Annotated in this window: 11 protein-coding genes and 1 pseudogene; 5 read left to right on the forward strand and 7 right to left on the reverse strand. The window is 75.4% G+C overall.

Annotation, left to right across the window (positions count from 1 at the left end; all coding sequences use genetic code 11):
* Positions 1–4: 4 nt before the first annotated feature.
* Genes recD through recC form a run of 3 tightly spaced genes read right to left on the reverse strand, consistent with a single transcriptional unit; the run spans position 5 to position 9,017 of the window.
* A complete protein-coding gene (gene recD, locus KDY119_RS02355; RefSeq protein WP_153021871.1) occupies positions 5–1,936 on the reverse strand; it encodes an exodeoxyribonuclease V subunit alpha in 1,932 nt (643 codons plus the stop codon).
* Positions 1,933–5,484 (reverse strand): UvrD-helicase domain-containing protein, encoded by a 3,552-nt coding sequence (locus KDY119_RS02360; protein ID WP_051136847.1) that lies wholly within the window; start codon positions 5,482–5,484, stop codon positions 1,933–1,935. Before KDY119_RS02360 ends, recD begins: the two co-directional genes overlap by 4 nt.
* The gene (recC, locus tag KDY119_RS02365; RefSeq protein ID WP_153021872.1) at positions 5,481–9,017 is read right to left on the reverse strand and encodes an exodeoxyribonuclease V subunit gamma; all 3,537 of its coding nucleotides are present in this window, start codon (positions 9,015–9,017) and stop codon (positions 5,481–5,483) included. The genes KDY119_RS02360 and recC overlap by 4 nt, the downstream gene beginning before the upstream one ends.
* 183 nt (positions 9,018–9,200) lie before the next feature.
* On the opposite strand from recC, the gene KDY119_RS02370 reads away from it, so the two are divergent.
* Positions 9,201–10,025, forward strand: a complete 825-nt coding sequence (locus KDY119_RS02370) for a hypothetical protein (RefSeq protein WP_083891106.1) — start codon at positions 9,201–9,203, stop codon at positions 10,023–10,025.
* Positions 10,026–10,202: 177 nt separating this feature from the next.
* Here KDY119_RS02370 and KDY119_RS02375 read toward each other — a convergent pair whose 3' ends face one another.
* Together KDY119_RS02375 and KDY119_RS02380 are read right to left on the reverse strand one after the other, a co-directional pair.
* Positions 10,203–11,321 carry a ScyD/ScyE family protein gene (locus KDY119_RS02375; protein ID WP_036953803.1) on the reverse strand — a complete coding sequence of 373 codons (1,119 nt, stop codon included), beginning with the start codon at positions 11,319–11,321 and terminating at the stop codon, positions 10,203–10,205.
* 204 nt (positions 11,322–11,525) lie between these two features.
* Positions 11,526–12,290 (reverse strand): hypothetical protein, encoded by a 765-nt coding sequence (locus tag KDY119_RS02380; RefSeq protein WP_153021873.1) that lies wholly within the window; start codon positions 12,288–12,290, stop codon positions 11,526–11,528.
* Between the two features lie 105 nt (positions 12,291–12,395).
* On the opposite strand from KDY119_RS02380, the gene KDY119_RS02385 reads away from it, so the two are divergent.
* The 3 genes from KDY119_RS02385 to KDY119_RS02395 are packed head-to-tail and all read left to right on the forward strand — an operon-like array spanning position 12,396 to position 14,490.
* Positions 12,396–13,088 (forward strand): MSMEG_4193 family putative phosphomutase, encoded by a 693-nt coding sequence (locus KDY119_RS02385; protein ID WP_153021874.1) that lies wholly within the window; start codon positions 12,396–12,398, stop codon positions 13,086–13,088.
* Positions 13,089–13,120: 32 nt separating this feature from the next.
* Positions 13,121–13,681, forward strand: a complete 561-nt coding sequence (locus KDY119_RS02390) for a DUF3090 domain-containing protein (RefSeq protein WP_153021875.1) — start codon at positions 13,121–13,123, stop codon at positions 13,679–13,681.
* Entirely contained in the window at positions 13,678–14,490 is an 813-nt protein-coding gene (locus KDY119_RS02395; protein WP_051136846.1) for an SCO1664 family protein, read from the forward strand. Before KDY119_RS02390 ends, KDY119_RS02395 begins: the two co-directional genes overlap by 4 nt.
* Before the next feature lie 36 nt (positions 14,491–14,526).
* Here the strand turns inward: KDY119_RS02395 and KDY119_RS02400 are convergent, their stop codons facing one another.
* Complete coding sequence (locus tag KDY119_RS02400) at positions 14,527–15,795, reverse strand: ATP-binding protein (RefSeq protein ID WP_036953790.1); 1,269 nt, start codon at positions 15,793–15,795, stop codon at positions 14,527–14,529.
* 205 nt (positions 15,796–16,000) lie between these two features.
* On the opposite strand from KDY119_RS02400, the pseudogene KDY119_RS02405 reads away from it, so the two are divergent.
* A pseudogene (locus tag KDY119_RS02405) lies at positions 16,001–16,449 on the forward strand (GyrI-like domain-containing protein); the annotation flags it as partial.
* A 33-nt stretch (positions 16,450–16,482) separates the two neighbouring features.
* On the opposite strand, the gene mshD reads toward KDY119_RS02405, so the two are convergent.
* On the reverse strand, positions 16,483–17,523 hold the full coding sequence (mshD, locus tag KDY119_RS02410; protein ID WP_227994482.1) for a mycothiol synthase: 1,041 nt from the start codon (positions 17,521–17,523) through the stop codon (positions 16,483–16,485).
* Between the last annotated feature and the right edge of the window lie 7 nt (positions 17,524–17,530).

Below are 17,530 nucleotides of genomic sequence, written 5' to 3' on the forward strand. Positions count from 1 at the left end.
GTCGTCAGCGGGCGAAGCGCAGGCCGCTCGCCCGGCGGACGGGCCGCGACACCGCCGCTCGCACCGCGTCGGCCGTCCCGACGACGCGCACCAGCTCCTGCGCACGCGTGACCGCCGTGTAGAGGAGCTCACGGGTCAGCAGGGGCGAGTCGGCGCCGGGCAGCACCACCGAGACGTGCGTGAACTGGCTGCCCTGCGCCCGGTGCACCGTCATCGCGTGCACCGGCTCGACGGCGGGCAGACGGTGCGGCCTGACGAGGCGCGGGCTCCCCGGCTCGCCGAACGCCACCACGACGCCACCCTCGCCGTCGTCGAGGACCACGCCGGTGTCGCCGTTCGAGAGGCCCGTCGTGCGGTCGTTGGTGGTCACCAGCACCGGTCGGCCGACCGGCCACGGACCCGTCTCGCGCAGCCCCGTCGCCTCCGCGACCCAGCCCTGCGCGAGCGCCGCCCACCGGACGACACCCGCCGGGCCGCGGCGGTGCGCGACGAGCAGACGGTGCGTGCCCAGCGCGGTGAGCGCGGCGGCGGCGTCGCCCGCCTGGGCGGCCGCGGTCACGGCGGAGCCGGCGGCGGCGACGTCGTCCCGGACCTGCGGCACATCGGTCTCACGGACCACGTCGTCCGCGAGCTCGACGAACTCCACGTGCGTCCCGCCCGCGCGCAGGAGCGCGAGCGCGTCGTCGGCGCGGCCCGCGTTGATCGCGTCGGCGAGCGCCCCGAGCTCCTCGCCGAACCGGTGCCGCACCACCAGCTCGACGACCGCCCCCGGGTGCGCCCCCGCCGCCGCCGCGTCCGGTCCGGTGTCGAGGTCGGCGAGCGTGTCGGGCACACGAGCCGCGCCGACGGGCGACGCGAGCCGGTCCACGAGGTCCCCCAGGACGGCGCCCACCTCGACCGACGCGAGCTGGTGACGGTCCCCGACGAGGACGAGCCGCGCGTCGGGCCGCAGCGCCTCGAGGACCCGCGCGAGCAGCGGCAGCGACACCATCGACGCCTCGTCCATGACGACGACGTCGTGCGGGAGCCGGTTCGTCCGGTCGTGGCGGAACCGCGTCCGGGAGCCGGGCCGCGACCCGAGGAGCCGGTGGATCGTCGTGGCGTGCACCGACCCGGCGCCCAGCCGGGCGAGCTCGGTGTCGACGGCCTCCTGGAGGCGCGCGGCGGCCTTTCCGGTGGGTGCGCAGAACGCGACGCGCAGCGGGGCCGGAGTGCCGGCACCCGGCTGCGCGGCCGGCCCGTCGAGCACGTCCCGGAGGGTCGCGACGAGGCGCGCGACCGTCGTCGTCTTGCCCGTGCCGGGGCCGCCCGTGAGCACGGTGAGGCGGGACCGGGCGGCCGTGGCGGCGGCGAGCCGCTGCCGGTCGTCGGCCCCGCCCGGGAAGTACCGCGTGAGCGCGGCCTCGAGGGCGGGCTCGTCGACGGGGAGGGGCGACGCGAGCCGTTCCTCGACCGCGGCGCGGACGACCTGCTCGTCGCGCCAGTACCGGTCGAGGTAGAGCCGGTGGTCCACGAGGCGCACCGGCCGGTCGGGCGGGCCACCGACGCCGTCCGCGACCATCGGGCTGCGCCGCAGCGCGCTCTCCCACGCCGCGTCGTCGGGCCAGGGGAGGTCGACGAGCGCGGGGGCGTCGTCGTCGACGGCTCGGAAGCCCGCGGCGCTGCTCGTGCCGGCGTCGTCGGTGACGTCCTCGGCGACGAGCGTCCGCACGTCGCGCAGGTCCACGCACGCCGAGCCGGACCGCAGCGCCCGCACCGCGAGGGCCGCGGCCAGGTGCACGGTCTCGTCGGCCTCGCCCGTCAGTCGTCCGAGCCGCTCGGCGGTGCTGACGTCCGCGGACGTCAGCACGCCCGCCCGGGCGAACTCGCCGAGCAGCACACCCGCACGCCACGGCGCACGGGGGTCGCCGTCGATCTCGGCCGTGATCGCGCTCATGACCGTCCTCCGTCCAGCAGCGCCGACAGTGCGACGACGAGCGACGTCGGCGGTCGCCACGACAGCACCCCGCACGGCCAGCCGTCCACCACGGGAGTCTCCGGCCCGCACATGCCGCGCACGTACAGGTACACGCCGCCCCCGAGGTTCCGGTCGGGGTCGTAGCCGGGGAGCCGCCAGCGCAGGTACCGGTGCAGCGCGACCGTGTAGAGCAGGAGCTGCAGCGGGTAGTGGGAGTCGATCATCCCCGCGACCAGCGCGTCGGGCCGGTAGTGCCACGCCGTGACGGGTTCGTCGGGCGGCGCGAGCCGGTTCGTCTTGTAGTCGACGACGACGTACCGGCAGTCTGCGGGGTGCGTCGCCGCAGGTGTGGGTCCGGTGGGGGCGCCGGTGGCCGGTGGCTCGGCGGCGACACGCAGGACGGCGTCGATGCTGCCCGTGAGGTAGCCGCGCGCCTCCTCGGTGCCGAGCTCGTCGAGGCGCTCGGCGTAGGGCGCGAACACGTCGTCCGGGTCGAGGTGGGTGCGCAGCAGGTCGGCGACGTCGCGGAGCCGCGGCGCGCGCGCACCGGCGCCGTCGCCCGGACCACCGAGGTCGCCGCCCGCGAGCGGCAGCTCGAAGTCGAGCTCGGCGAGCCGGTCGGCCGGTGCGAGGTCCGCGAGGGTCCGTCCGCCCAGCAGCGGACCGCACGGCGTGTGCAGCACGGGCAGCAGGGCCTCGGCGAGCCGCGTGGGCTGGACGCCGATCCCCGGCGCGAGGCCGGTCTCCTCGCAGCGCGCGCGGACCTCGGCGAGCAGGTCGGCGGCGGTCGTGTCGGTGTGCTCGAGGACGGCGTGGACGAGCGTGCCGAACGCCGTCCCGCCGGGCAGGTCCGTGAGCGGGGAGGCCACGGAGCGCAGAGCCTCCTCGGCCTCGTCACGGGGCTCCGGCAGCGCCACGCCGAGCCCCTCGACAGCCTCGGTCGGCTCGTCGGGCTCGTCGGTGATGCCGGGGTTCTCGGGCTCGTCCGCGACCCCTGCCGACGCACGGGCGCCGGAGTCCGCTGACGACGCGGGACCGGCGTCGTGCGCGGCGGCGGTGAGCCCCGAGTACGAGGTGCGCCGCCACGCGGTGTCGACGGTACGGCCCAGGCGACCCACCTCGAGGTCGGGGCGATCGCTCGGAGGCGGTGCCCAGCGCGGCGCCTGAGGTCGCGCGTCGACGGTCTCGTGCTGGATGGTGCCGCCGCTCTCCGTGGCGAGGGCATCGAACGCCCGCTGGGCGTCCGCGTCGGAGGGCACGGGCGCCGTGTCCTTCAGGCTCCTGTCGAGGTCGCGTTCGGCGAGCACCAGCCGCCCGACGGCACCGGCACCCGAGACCGTGCTCGGCGCCCACCACAGGACGACCTGGCTCGACGCGCGGGTCAGCGCGACGTACGCGAGCCGCAGGTCCTCGCCGGCCTCCTCGGCGCGGTGCCGGCGCAGGGCCTCGTCGTAGCCCGGGCTCCGGGGGCCGCCCACGTGCAGGCGCCGCGTGCCGTCGTCGTCGTGGAAGTGGAGGACGGCGGGGTCGCGCGGGACGAACCGGTCCCACCCGAACGGCACGAGCACGACCGGGTACTCGAGACCCTTCGCGGCGTGCACCGTCACGACCTGCACGGCGGCCGCATCGGTCTCGAGCCGGCGGCTGCGTTCCTCCGCGTAGTCCGACGACGCGTCGTCGATGCGGCCGCGCAGCCACTCGACGAGCGCCGCCGCGCCGAGACCGGCGTCGCGCGCCGCGGCGTGCAGGACCTCCGCGACGTGCCGCACGTCCGTGAGCGTGCGCTCGCCGTCGACCCGGCGCAGGAGCCGCTCGTGGAGGCCGTGCGCCGTCGTCGCCTCGACGAGGGCCGCGACGCCCTGCTCGTCGAGCACGTGCGACCACGCCCGCAGGAGGTCGGCGAGGTCCTCACGAGCCGCGTCGTCGGCCGCGGCCAGCCGGTCCGCGTCCCACCCGACGAAGGGCGTGAGGGCCACGGCCGCGACCTTCGCCGCGTCGCCCGTGCTCGCGAGCGCGCTCAGCAGCACGAGCCAGTCGCGGGCCGCGGGCGACCCGAAGACGCTCGACAGGCCCGAGATCACCGCGGGCACCCCGGCGCCCGTCAGCGCCTCACGCACGGCCAGTGCCTGGCCGTTGGTGCGAACCAGCACGGCCACGTCGCCCGGGACGGTCGGGCGCCAGCCCGTTCCGGAGGGATCGCCGGGCTCGGCGGAGCGGAGGCGCGCCGTCTCCAGCGTCCGCACGACCTGCGTCGCCACGTCGGCGACGACCAGCTCACGGACCCCGTCGACGCGCGGCGCCTTCCCGCCGCCGGGCTGGGCGCCGACGGCTGTCCGGGTGACCCGCCGCACCACCACGGGTGCACCGCCGTCCAGCCGGCGGCCCTGCCGGGCCGCGTCCACGGGGTGCACGACGATGCGCGGGTCGCCGAGCGCGGCGCCCCCGAACAGGTGCGACAGCCCCTCGAGCACCGGCGCGTCGGTGCGCCAGTTCCGTCCGAGGGTCGACGCGGCCGCGTCGGCGCGCGCCGCGAGGTACGTGTGCACGTCGGCGCCGCGGAACGCGTAGATCGCCTGCTTCGGGTCGCCGACGAGGACGAGCGCGCCGACCTCCTCGGGGCGCTCGTGGAACGCGGCGCGCAGGATCTCCCACTGGACCGGGTCCGTGTCCTGGAACTCGTCGACGAGCACGATCCGGTACCGGTCGCGCACGCGATCGACGGCTGCCGCGCCGGAGACCGGGTCGGTGAGCGCGTCGCGCAGGAGGACGAGCAGGTCGTCGTAGTCGAGCAGGTGCGCGACCCGCTTGCGCCGGTCGAGCTCCCTCCGCGCGGCCCCGGCGATACCGAACCGGTCGGCGGCCGCGCTGCCGGGCGGGGCGTCGTCGGGCGCGAGGACGGCCGCGTGGTCCGAGATCGCGTTCCGGACGACGGCGCGCGCGTCCTTCACGGTGAGCGCGGCCTGGTCCGTGCCCGCGTACTTGCGCACGTACAGGTCGTCGACGACCTCGGCCTCGAGGTCCGCGACGTCCGGCAGCAGCGGCGTCCCGGGTTCGACGACGCCGCCCGACGTCGACGTCCCCAGGGCGGCGAGCATCTGCTGGCAGAACCCGTGCGTCGTGGTGATGGTGGCCGCGTCGACCTGGGTGAGCGCGACCGCGAGCCGGTCCCGGCGGCGTGCGAGCTCGTCGTCGTCGACGTCGGCGAGCAGCCGCACGACGGGGTCCTCGCTCGTGCGCGCGCCGGGCCCCCGCAGGGCCCGCTCGGTCGTGACGAGCCGTTCGCGCACCCGGTCCCGCAGCTCGCTCGTCGCCATCCGGCCGAACGTCACCACGAGGAGCTGCGGGAGCTCCGCGAGGCCCTCCGCGACGTACCGGGTGACCAGCGCCGCGATGGTGAAGGTCTTGCCCGTCCCCGCGCTGGCCTCCAGGACCGTCGTGCCCTGGGGCAACGGTCCGCAGACGTCGAAGACGTCCGGGACGTCCACGGCGCCCAGCCCGGTGGTCGGGTCCGTCGTGCCCGCGCTCATGCGGACCCCTCCGCCCTCTCGTGCGCCAGCAACGGGTCCCACACGGCGCGCGCGAGCACCCCGAACCGGGTCGGCTCGCCGGGGACGAGGCCGCGCTCGTCGTCGGACGGGAGCCCCGCGACCGCGGACAGGCGCCAGCCGTCACCCCACGCGAGCGCCTCGAACGCGTCAGGTCCACGGAACCGCCGGTCGGCGACCATGCGGTCGTCGAGGTCGCGCAGGATCACCCCCGGCTCCTCGCCGTCGGCGCGCCGGCTCGCGTACCGCTCGGCCTGGTCGACGGGCAGCGGCAGGGGCTCACGGAGCGCGAGGTCGCGCACCGCGACGAGCCCCGCGAGCAGCTCGCGGGCCTCGTCGCGGCTGGGGGCGACCAGCCGCCGAGCGACCGCGGACGGACGGCGCCCCTGACCGCGGCCGATCGTGACGGCGGACGTCACGGGCGCGCCGCCCGCCACCAGCGCGAGGAGCTGCACCCAGGCACGCAGCCGGTGCTTGGCGGCGAGGCGCGAGTACAGCGCCCGCACGACCGTCCCGCTGTGCCCCGCATGCTCGCCGCCCCGCCGGATGCCCGGCACGGTCCCGGTGACGGTCCGTCCGTCCGGCAGCGACACGGTGACGTCGAGCGTCGCTGCCGGGACCCGTACGAAGGGCGCTGACTCGGCGGCGACCGCAGCCACGTTGTCCGTGATGCCCTGCAGCGCCGCCGAGCCGAGCCGCCCCGGGGGCATCCGTCCGCGCAGCCGCTCGGCGCTCGCGGCGACGTCGAGGTCACCGCCGTCGAGGACGGCCGCGAGGATGCGGTCGCCCGCGGCCCACCCGTCGAGGCTGTCGAGCTCGAGCGGCAGCCGGTCCTCGAGGTCGTCCTCGTCGCGGGGCAACGACACGCCCAGCCGCCCGCGGACGAAGGCCTTCGCCGGGTGCTCGAGCGTCGGGACGAGGCCGGTCGTGCCCTCGAGGCCCACCGTCGCGTCGTCGTCGAGGACCGGAGACAAGGGCGAGTCGAGGAGCGGCCGCCGGCCGACCCGTTCACGGCGACCCACGAAGGCTGCGCGCCGCTCCAGGTCGTCGAAGCTGAACGGCCCGCGGCGCCCCAGCGCGCCCGGCACGAAGTTCCGCTCGTCGACGGTCTGCAGCGGGTGGTGCACGACGAGCGCCGCGCGCGCGTCGCGCGGCGCACCGCCCGGGCCCCCGGGAAAGACGACGCACTCGTCGACCGAGTCGAGGAGCTCGCCCACCGGGACGGCCGGCGGCAGCGGGCGGCCGGTCCGCTCGTCGGCACCCGAGTGGACGACGACGAGGTGGTCGGTCGCGGCGAGGACGGCGTCGAGGAAGAGCTGGCGGTCCTCGGACCTGCGGTCACGCTCGCCGACGAGAGGGTCACGGGCGAGCGCGTCGTCGCCGCTCACGGCGCCGACCCGCGGGAACGCGGTGTCGTCGAGACCCAGCAGGCACACGACGCGGTGCGGGACGGCGCGCATCGGCTCGAGCGAGCACACCGTGAGCGCACCCGTACGGAACCCGGCCCGCGTGGGACGACCGGCGAGCCGCCGCTCGAGCAGCGCGACGACGTCGGGCAGGCGCAGGAGCGCCCCGCCGTCCGGCGACGCCGCGGTGCTCGCCGCAGCGCGCGCGTCGGCCAGGACGCCGCGCGCCTCGACCCGCTGCCACTGATCTGCGGGAGCCGTGTCGGCGAGCAGGACGAGCGCCCGGTCCAGCGTGTCGAACCACGCCGTCGCCGGCCGGGTGCCCTCGAGCTCCGCCAGCAGGCCCGTGAGGCGGTCGACGAGCTCCGCGAACCGGCCCGCGAGGTCGACCTCCGTGCTGCCGACATCGTCGAGCGGGAGCGTCGCGTCGAGGTGGCGGTAGTCGTCGTCGGACATGGCGACGCCCAGCAGCAGCCGGTCCATGGCCGCGGCCCAGGTCCCCTGCCCGACCCGCACCCCGAACCGGCTGCGCCGGGCCGCGTCCTCGCCCCACCGCACCCCGGACGCGAGCGTCCACGCCCGGAGCCGCTCGAGGGCGTCGTCGTCGAACCCGAACCGGCGGCGCACCGCCTCGAGACCCGCGAGATCCACGACCGCCGACGCCGTCACGCGCGACCCTGCGAGCGTCAGCAGGTCGGAGACGACGCGCAGCATCGGGTTGGTGCGCGCCGGCGCCCGGTCCGCGATCCGGACACGCAGGGTGCGGCCCGGGTGCGGGTCGGCGTCGTCGGTCGTGTCCCGGTCGAACGTGGCTCCGAACGTCGCGTTGACCAGCGGCGCGAACGCCTCGACGTCCGGGCACAGCACGACGACGTCGCGCGGCTGGAGCGTCGGGTCGTCGGCCAGCAGCCCGACGACGGCCTCGCGGAGCACCTCCACCTGCCGGGACCGGCCGTGGCACGCGTGCACCTGGATGGTCCGGTCGTCGTCGGGGGCGACGAGCCGTGACCCAGGATCAGGGCGCTCGTCCGCCCGGAGCGACGCCTGGAGAGCCCCGAGGACCGTCTCCGGGGGCGTCGGCGCTGGGTGGTGCCTCGCCTCGACCCCGCGGGCGGCCAGGCGCAGGCTCAGCTCGGTCGCGTCGCGGCCCAGCGAGCCGAGCAGCGGGTGCCGCGCGGAGACCGCGACGTCCGCGCGGCGCGGCGCCGGGCGTGCCCCGCCGGGCCCGTCGCCGTCGACGCCGCCGGTCGCGCGACGCCACAGCGCGGGCGAGGGATGGGGGAGCCACAGGTGCACCTCGCGATGCGCACCGAGGGCGTCGAGGACGTCGAGCTCCGACTCCGGAAGACGGGTGGGCCCGAACACGGACAGCCGGGCCGGCAGGTCCACGGCGTCCGGGTCGTCGCGGAGCACGGCCGTCGCCGAGGCCAGCCGTTCGGCCGGGCTGGGCACTCCCGCGGCCTCGCGCACCGCGCGCCACAGCGGCGGCTGCCACGCCAGGTCCGGTGGGAGCGGCCCGCCCGCGCCGTCGTCGTCGGTCCCGTCGGCCCACGACGTCACCAGCGACGGCCGCTGCGAGCCGTACGCCGCGAACAGGGCCGCGACACGCTGGGCAAGACGCATGCGCCGGGCCTCGCGGACGCCGTCGGACGCCGCCTGACCCGGCGGGTCCGTGAGGAAGCGGGCCAGCGGCGCGGCCCAGGCCTCGCCGGCCGCGACCGCGGCGTCGACCACCCGCAGCACGTGCCACGCGAGGCGCTCGCGGTCCCACGGGTCGGCGTCGGGGTCGATGCCGCTCGCGGTCGCCACGACCCGGTGCAGCACGCGCGACGGCGAGTCGAAGACGACGTTCGCGCAGACGCCCGCCTCGCCGCCCACCCCGATCCCGAGCGCCCCCAGCCGGTGCGACAGCCGCTGCGCGACCCACCGCTCGACGCCTCGCGTCGGGACGGCCACGACCTCGGCGGCGAACGGGTCGGCCGGCGGGTCCGCCGCGAGCACCGCGGCCAGCTCCCCGACGAGCACGTCCGCACGCTCCGACGTATGGACGAACAGACGACCCGTACGCGGCACCTCGAAGAGAGCCGGGGGCTGCGCCGTCGTCGTCATGTCCCGGACCGTAGCAGCGACCGCCGACGTGTGGACGCCGGACCCGGCCACGATCCCGCGCCTGTGCACAGCCCCCGGGTTCGGCGGCCTGCGGGTGGTCGTGGCGGCCGCCGGCGCCACGGATGGCGAGAGAGCCTGGGGATACCCACCAGGAGCAGTCGCTGGACCCGTAGTGTCCCCTCCATGGCACGTCATCGACGATGGATCGTCCCGCTCGTTCTCGCGCCGGTGTCGTACGTCGCCGGCATGCTCGTCGTGACGCTGCTCGACCACGTCGGCGCGGACGACAACCTCGGACTGGGCTTCCTCCAGCTGGCGCTGGTCCTCGTGACCCTCGGGGCGCCCGTCGTCCTGCTCCTCCTCGCCGCGACCCGCGGCCACGCGCACTATCGCTCCCGACGACGCACCCAGGGCCATCTGACGAAAGCCGAGCAGGCGGCGGCTCAGGTCGAAGGTGCGTCGCGGCGCGCCTGGGACGAGGCGCGGGCCCTCCGCGCCGCGCTGTTGCGGCACGAGCCGCCTCCGACGATGCAGGTCTGGGACGTCGTCCCGTACGACGGCGAGGTGTTCTTCTGCGACGTCCCGGCGGGCTACGCCCGGTTCTACGGGACGGACGTGACCTACACCCAGACGTCCGGCTTCTTCTTCGGCAGACCGTCGTTCGTGCTCGCCGGCCTCGCTGCGACAGCGATAGGGAACGCTGCGAGCCGGAACGCGGCCCGCCGCGCCGCGCAGAAACAGTGGCGCGAGCACACGATCTGTCGACTGGTCGTCAGCAACCGGCGTCTGTTGACGCAGATCGGTGGACGCTGGCTGTCGTTCCACTACGCCGGGATGACCGCGATCTACCCCGAGCCGGCAGGGTGGGCGCTCGTCTGCCAGTTCTCGGACGCCGAACCTCTGATGCTGTCGGGCCACCACGCCCCGTTCGCGGCGGTCATGACGATGTTCATGACGCACGGCGAGGACGCGCTTCTCGGGCATCCCGCGCTCGCGCCGCTCGTCTGAGGGCCGGCACCGTGTGCGGCTGCCCGTAGCCCCGCACGATCTGCAGCGCCACGACGGGAGATCGTCGGCGCGGAGCGCCGAGACGGGCGAATCCGTTCTTCGGGATCTGCTTGAAGAACGGATTCGCCCGTCTCGCGGAGCCGTCAGGCCTCCGGGGCTGTCAGGCCCCCAGGCGCGTCAGCGGTGGAACCACCCCCGCAAGTGCGTGTGACCCTTGGTGATCTGGACGATCGTGCCGGGGGCCGGCGGGTCGTCGTTCGCCATGGTCGCGGCCCACACGGACCCGTCCTTGGCGGTCTCGACGGCGACGACGCCCGGCAGCGTCACGAACGTCGACACGCGGCCGTGGTCGACCTTCGAGATCTTGCCGCCGAACAGCTCGGCGACGTAGACCTCGCCGCGCGAGCCGACCGCGAGGTTCGTCGCCCCGAGGAACCCGCCGGCGAGCTTCGTGACGTGGCCGGTGCGCGGGTCGACGCGCCACAGCGCGCCGCGGGCGCCGAGCTGCGGCCCCTCCGGCCCGCCCGGCAGCGTGGTCACGTAGAGCTGGCCGTCGCGCCCGACCTCGACGTCCGTCGGGACCGGCTCGAAGGCGTACGTCACGCCGGCGACGCACGACGGCAGCCCGAGCGCGGTCGCCTCGGCCGACGTGACCGTGTGCGGCTGGGGCGGCAGCACCGCGAGGGTGCTGATCGTGCCCGTCGAGGTCACCTTGAACAGGACGTTCGCGCCGGCGTCGGCCACGACCCAGCCGCGCCCGTACGACGCCACCGAGTAGGCGTGCGAGTCGACCTGCCCCGTGTAGGAGACGGGGAAGCCGGCCGCCGTGAGCGCCTCGGTGACGCACTGGCTCGGGTTCGTCACGCCGTAGTGGTTGACCTTGTCGGGGTTGTTCGCGACCTCGAACGCGTGCGTGTCCGCGTAGACCCGGCTGCCGAGCGGTCCCCAGATGTTGAGGCCGCTGGCGGAGTTCTCGAACGTCTCCTCGTTCGTGACGGTCGTGGTGAAAGCGAGGTAGCCCGCGGAGCGTGCGATGCCGGACGCACCAGGCTGGTCCGCGGCGATCGTCACCGGTGCCCCGCCGGTGCCGAGGCTGCCGACGAGGTTGAGGCCGCCGTCGGCGAAGTAGACCTTGCCGAACGAGAGGTCGAGGTTGAAGGGTGCCGCGAGCTGGTCGGACTGGACCACCGGGTTCGGCGTGGGCACGGGCCTGCCGTGCGCGGACGCGACCGCTGCCGGGGTCGCGAGGGCGAGTGCGACGACGCCGAGCGCCGCCAGCTTCTTCGAGGTACGCATGAGCTCTCCCCATCGAGAGTGAGACGTGAAGCGGGGAAGTGGCGCGCGAGCGCGCGGAGCACGTGCGGGACGCGAGAGGGGGCGTCGTCCGGCGGCGTGGAGCGCGATGTGACGCAGGTCACAGCGCTCCCCATCGTCCAGCCGCTGCCACAGGCCCGTCAATACAGGTTCACAGCGATCGCCGGGTGAACGTGGCGGGCGGGGTCAGCCGCGGTGCCCCTCACCCGTCGTCACGACCCGCACCTGGCGCGTCGCCCCGGCCTGTCGGCCCACCAGGATCATCGTGACCGCCTCGTCGGGCAGACCGCCCGCGACCGCGCGGTACCGGGGACGGACCAGGTCGATCGCGAGCTGCGGGCTCGAGCCGTCCGCGAGGCGGAAGCCCCGGTCCGCGACGGCGGACGCCGCGAGCGCGAGCGCGAGGCGCGGCCACCGGGTCAGCGGGGTCGACGCAGGGTCGGCCGGCTGGAGCGCGAGCATGAGCGCCCCGGTGCTCCCGCCCGCACCCGCGACGACGAGGCCGCTCGGCCCGCTCGCGAGCGGTTGCGCCGCGGCGAGCGCGCCGGCGAGCGCACCGTCGGAGAACGGCCCGACGGCGGCGCTCGTGACGGACTCCAGGCGGCGGACCTCACGCTCGAGCGTCGCGGCCACGGTCAGGACGTGCCCCGCGCCCGGCAGGCGCACCTCCACGTGCAGCCGCACGTCGGAGAGCGGCGCCGACCCGCGGTCGAGCTCGGCCACCGCGGTGAACGCCTCGCTCAGCAGGAACCGGTCGATGCCCTGCGTCGTCAGCACCGAGTCCGAGCCGCGCAGCGCCCGCGGCTCCGGTTCCGCCGCGCCCGACGGCGCCGGCGCGCCCCAGGCGCTCGCCTCGCCGCCGTCGGCGGCGAGAACGTCGAACAGGTCGAGCTGGGTGCCGTCGAGAGCGAGCGCGCCCTGCCCGACGGGCGCCCCGTGCGCCGTGCTCACCCTCGACCCTCCTCTGCTCGTTGCGCGGTGACAGTACAGGGTGCGGCGGCCCCGCGGCGACGGGCGCCTCGGCGCCTGGGCCGAGGGACGTGGCAGGCTCGGCCCATGGCCACCGTCCTCCTCGTCCGTCACGGCCGCACGACCGCGAACGCGTCCGGCATCCTCGCCGGGCGTACCCCGGGCGTCCACCTCGACGCGACGGGCCGCGACCAGGCGGACGCGACGGCGCGCCGCCTCGCGGCCGTGCCCCTCGCCGCGGTGGTGACGAGCCCGCTCGAGCGCTGCCGGGAGACCGCGCTCGCCGTCGTCGGGCAGCAGGAGCAAGAGCCCGAGTCCACCGTGGAACCCGGGATCTCCGAGTGCGACTACGGCGACTGGCAGGGCCGTGCCCTCGCCGAGCTCGCGAAGGAGCCGCTGTGGGCCGTGGTCCAGGGCCAGCCGTCCGCGGCCGCTTTCCCCGGCGGCGAGTCGCTCGCGGCGATGCAGGCACGGTCCGTCGAGGCGGTCCGCCGCCACGACGCCGACCTCGATGCCCGGCACGGCGCGGGCGCGGTGTGGGCGGCGGTCGCGCACGGCGACATCATCAAGGCCGTCCTCGCCGACGCGCTCGGCATGCACCTCGACGTGTTCCAGCGGATCGCGGTCGGACCGGCGTCGGTCTCGGTCGTGCGGTACGGACCGCACCGGCCGGAGGTGGTCGCCATGAACACCGACGCGGGCGACCTGTCCTGGCTGCGCGTGGCGCCACCGGCCGGGGACGCGCCCGTCGGCGGCGGTCCCGGGCACGCAGCCTCCTGACATCGGGTGCCTCCGCTCCTTAGGCTGGAGGCATGCCCACCCTCGTGCACGAGTTCGACTGGCCCGACCGGGTCGTCGTCGGGACGGTCGGCCGACCCGGCGAACGCACCTTCTACCTCCAGGCACGCACCGGTACCCGGACGACGAGCGTCGCCATGGAGAAGCAGCAGTCCGCGGTGCTCGCCGAGACGATCGACGAGATGCTCGACGAGCTCGCCGCGCAGGACGACGGCCTCACCATCCCCGCGGACGTGCCGCCCGAGCTCCTCGACGAGGATCCGCTCGACCAGCCCGTCGAGGAGGACTTCCGGACCGGGGCGATCCACCTGGGCTGGGACCCCCGCACCGCGCAGGTGCTGATCGAGGCCTTCTCGCTCGACGACGAGGACGGCGACGAGGACACGGACGGCCCGGGCGAGCCGAGCGAGATGCTGCGCGTGAAGATCCCGGTCGGAGCCGCGCGCGCGTTCGTCCGGCGCACCCTGGCCGTGGTCGAGGCGGGCCGGCCGACGTGCCCGCGGTGCGGCGAGCCCATCGACCCCGACGGTCACGACTGCGCGGTGCCCGACGACGCCCGGCCGGGCGCTGCGTGACCGACCCGGACACCGGGCTCGACACCGCCGGGCTCGACGCCGGCGCGCTCGCCACCGGCGAGCTGGAGCTCGTCGGCCGGATCCGGACCGCGTCCAACGCGACGTTCCTCGGCCGGATCGGCGAGATCGCCGTCGTCTACAAGCCGGTCGCCGGCGAGGCGCCCCTGTGGGACTTCCCCGACAGGACGCTCGCGCAGCGCGAGGTCGCCGCCTACCTGGTGTCGGAGGCGTTCGGGTGGGGCGTCGTCCCGCGCACCTGGTTGCGGGACGGACCGCACGGACCCGGGATGGTCCAGCTCTGGTGCGAGCCCGACGCCGCCCAGGACCCGGTCGACGTGCGCCCGGTCGGTGCCGCAGCGGACGGCGACGACGACGGCGTCCGGACGGTCCTCGAGGGCCTCGACGAGGACGACGAGCCCGTCCGCCTCGTCCACGAGGACTCGCCGGCGCTGCGCCGGATGGCGGTGCTCGACGTCGTCGTGAACAACGCCGACCGCAAGGGCGGGCACGTCCTGCCGATGCCCGACGGCCACCGCTTCGGTGTCGACCACGGCGTCACGTTCCACGCCGAGCACAAGCTCCGGACCGTCCTGTGGGGCTGGTCGGGCGAGGCGCTCGACGCCGACGAGCTCGCCGGCGTGGGGCGGGTCCGTGCCGACCTCGACGGGGCTCTCGGTCAGCGCCTCGCCGAGCTGCTCACCGAGCCGGAGCGCGAGGCGCTCGCGGCGCGGTGCGAGCGGCTGCTGCGCGCCGCGCGGTTCCCCGCGCCGGAGGGCCCGATGCCCGCGGTGCCCTGGCCGCTCTTCTGAGCCGCGCCGTCGTCGGAACCGGGAGCCGCAGCGCGCTCAGGGGCGCAGCAGGGCGGCCGGGATGACCGCTACGCCGTCCGAGCGCCGATAGGCGTATCGGCCCGTCGTCACGACGGCCATGTCGACGACGTCGTCGCCGAGTCGGTCCTTGAGCCACAGGAGATGCTTGACGTCGGTGTCCTGGATGGTCGCCGTGAGCTTGACCTCGAGTGCGACGACTCTGCCCCCCGCTCCCTGGACGACGAGATCGACCTCGTGAAGTCCGTTGCGGTCCCGCGCGTGGTAGACCCGTGCCTCGACGTTCGAGGCGAAGACCTTGACGTCGAGAGTGACGAGAGACTCGAAGAGCGCTCCGAGGATGGAGCCGCCCCAAGGGCGACGAGCGTTACGGGACCCGGCGAGCAGCGCATCGGTGTCGAGCTGGAGGAGGTGCGCCGCCAGCGCGGGGTCGGCGAGGTGGTGCTTCGGCGCCTGGCCGAGCCGACCCAGGAGGCTGCCCTCGGCGACCCAGGCGGGCGTCGGATCGAGCAGCCACAACGCGGAGAGCGCGTCGCGGTACGCGATCGTGGTCGTCTTCGCGGGCTTGTCACCCTGGGCCGGCGTCGCGGCGTCGAGGATCTCGCTGTATCTGGCGGTCGACGACTCCGCGGCAGCGTAGGCGGCCAGCCAGCCCAACAGGCTCTCGGGCCGACGCACGGGGTAGCCCTGCTCGGGGAACTCGCGTTGGACGATCGTCTCGATGTAGGCGCGCATGAGGGAGGAGCGGGCGCGCCGCGGTGCGGACCGGATGCCGGGAAAGCCGGACGACACGATCTCCTCGACGTAGTCGCCGAGCACGAGGTCCGTCTCACCGTCGATCGCTGCCCGACCCGCGAGCATGGCTGAGAGGCTCACCGTCGGTTCCGCTATTCGGCGCTCGTACAGGCTCATCGGCCTCATGCGGAGGCCCACGATTCGCCCTGCGCCGGAGTGCACGCTCACGCCGCGTGGCGTCGAGCTTCCGGTGAGGAGGAAGCGTCCGGGTTCCGCGCCGTCGTCGACTGCCCGGCGCACACGGTCCCAGGAGGCGGGGTACCGCTGCCACTCGTCGATCAGGAGGGGAGCCGAGAGCGACGTGATGACGGTCGGGTCTGCGCGAACCCTCTCGAGGTCGAGCTCGTCATCGAGCTTGAGGACGCTTGTCGCGCGCCGTCGGGCTGTGGCCGTCTTGCCTACGCCTTTGGGACCGTAGATCGAGGTGGCGGCGAGGTGCGGCTGCAGTTCGTCGAGCAGCGCGTCGACGACCCGCGGGGCGTAGTCGGCCATACGGACTACGCTACCGTGCGCACGCCCACTACGCTACCGCGCGCACGTCATCTGGACTACCGATCGCACATTCTCTGCGCTACCGGGCGCACGCTCGGGCGGGAGTGTGGGCTGCTGCCCTCCGACACGAGGCGACGCGTGCCGGAGGCACCGGCGAGACTGTCACCACGTCACGTGTCAGTCGATCCGGGAGAGGCGGCCGGCGATGAAGGTGGACCTCAAGCGCGAGATCCCGACGTACACGGCCCGCCGCGGACGGTTCGACGTCGTGACCGTCCCGCCGCTGGAGTTCCTCATGGTCGACGGCCACGGCGACCCGAACACGGCCCCGGCGTACCGGACGCGCTCGCGTCGCTGTACCCGCTCGTGTACGCGCTGAAGTTCCTGAGCAAGCTCGAGCTGGGCAGGGACTACGCGGTGATGCCGCTCGAGGGGCTGTGGTGGGCGGACGACCCGAGCACGTTCACGTCGGCCCGCGACAAGTCCCGCTGGGACTGGACCGTGATGATCCTCGTGCCGGACTGGCTCACGCCTGACCACCTCGACGCGGCGCGCGCCAAGGTGCGCGCGAAGGGCGGCGCACCCGTCCTCGACGAGGTCCGTCGCGAGCGTCTCGACGAGGGCCGGTGCGTCCAGACCCTGCACGTCGCACCGGCGTAGCCGCCGGGCCCTCGGCCGCCGCGGATCTCAGCCGACGGCGAGCTGCACGTCCGCGGCGGCGCGCTTGAACCCGGCCCGCTCGTAGACGGCGACGGCGGCCTCGTTGTCCCCGTCGACGTACAGCTCGACCGTCGTCGCGCCGTGCCCGGCGAGCTTCTCGAGCCCGGCTCGCAGCAGCCACGCGCCGAGGCCGGTCCCACGCGCGGACGCGTCGACGCCCAGCACGTAGATCTCGCCGGTCCGCGGCGTCTCGGGCGGGACCTTGGTCCAGCAGTAGCCGACGAGCTCTCCGTCGGAGACACGTTCGACGAGCACGAACCCGTCCGCGTCGAACCAGTCCTCGGCCTCGCGAGCCCGGACGTCGGCCATGGTGACGCGGCCCTGCTCGGGGTGCTCCGCGAAGACGCGTGCGTTGAGCCGCACCCAGGCCGGCTCGTCCTGGTCGGCGACGAAGGTGCGTGTCCGGTAGCCGTCGGGCGCGTCGCCCGCCGCGAGGCCTTCGGCCACGAGGTCTCCCGGCGCGGGCAGGGGCCGCTCCATGCGCCACAGCTCGCGCACGACGGCGAGGTTGCGGCTGCGCGCGAGCCGTCGCGCCGCGGGGAGGTCGCCGTGCGCCCAGAGGGCGAGGCTGCGGTCGCGCGCCGCGGCGACGTGCATGGCACGCGACAGGACGGCGAGCCCGATGCCGCGCCGTCGGACGAGCGGGTGCACGACGAGCTCGGCGGCGGCGCGCGAGGTCCCGCCGAGGTCGACCTGCGCATAGGCGAGCAGGGTGGGGAGTCGTTGGCCCCGCGGCCCGCGGCCGCCGCGCTGCCCGGTCGGCCGGTTGTGGTCGGCCGACGACGCCCGCGCGAGCACGTGCCGCACGGGAGCCTCCGCGGTCTCGAGCGAGAGGAGGGGCTGTTCGGAGAGGGGTGCGACGCCGTCGTTGGACTCGGCGTCCCGGGCGAGGGCGCGGACTGCCGCCGCGTCGTCGGGGGACAGGGGCCCCCGCTTGTCCTCGACGGTGAACTCGAGGGTGCGTCCGACCGCGAACATCGAGGCGACGGCGGACGTGAAGTCATTCATGTCACGA

Origin of the sequence: Luteimicrobium xylanilyticum (genome assembly GCF_009429125.1) — a bacterium.
Taxonomy (GTDB): Bacteria; Actinomycetota; Actinomycetes; order Actinomycetales; family Cellulomonadaceae; genus Luteimicrobium; species Luteimicrobium xylanilyticum.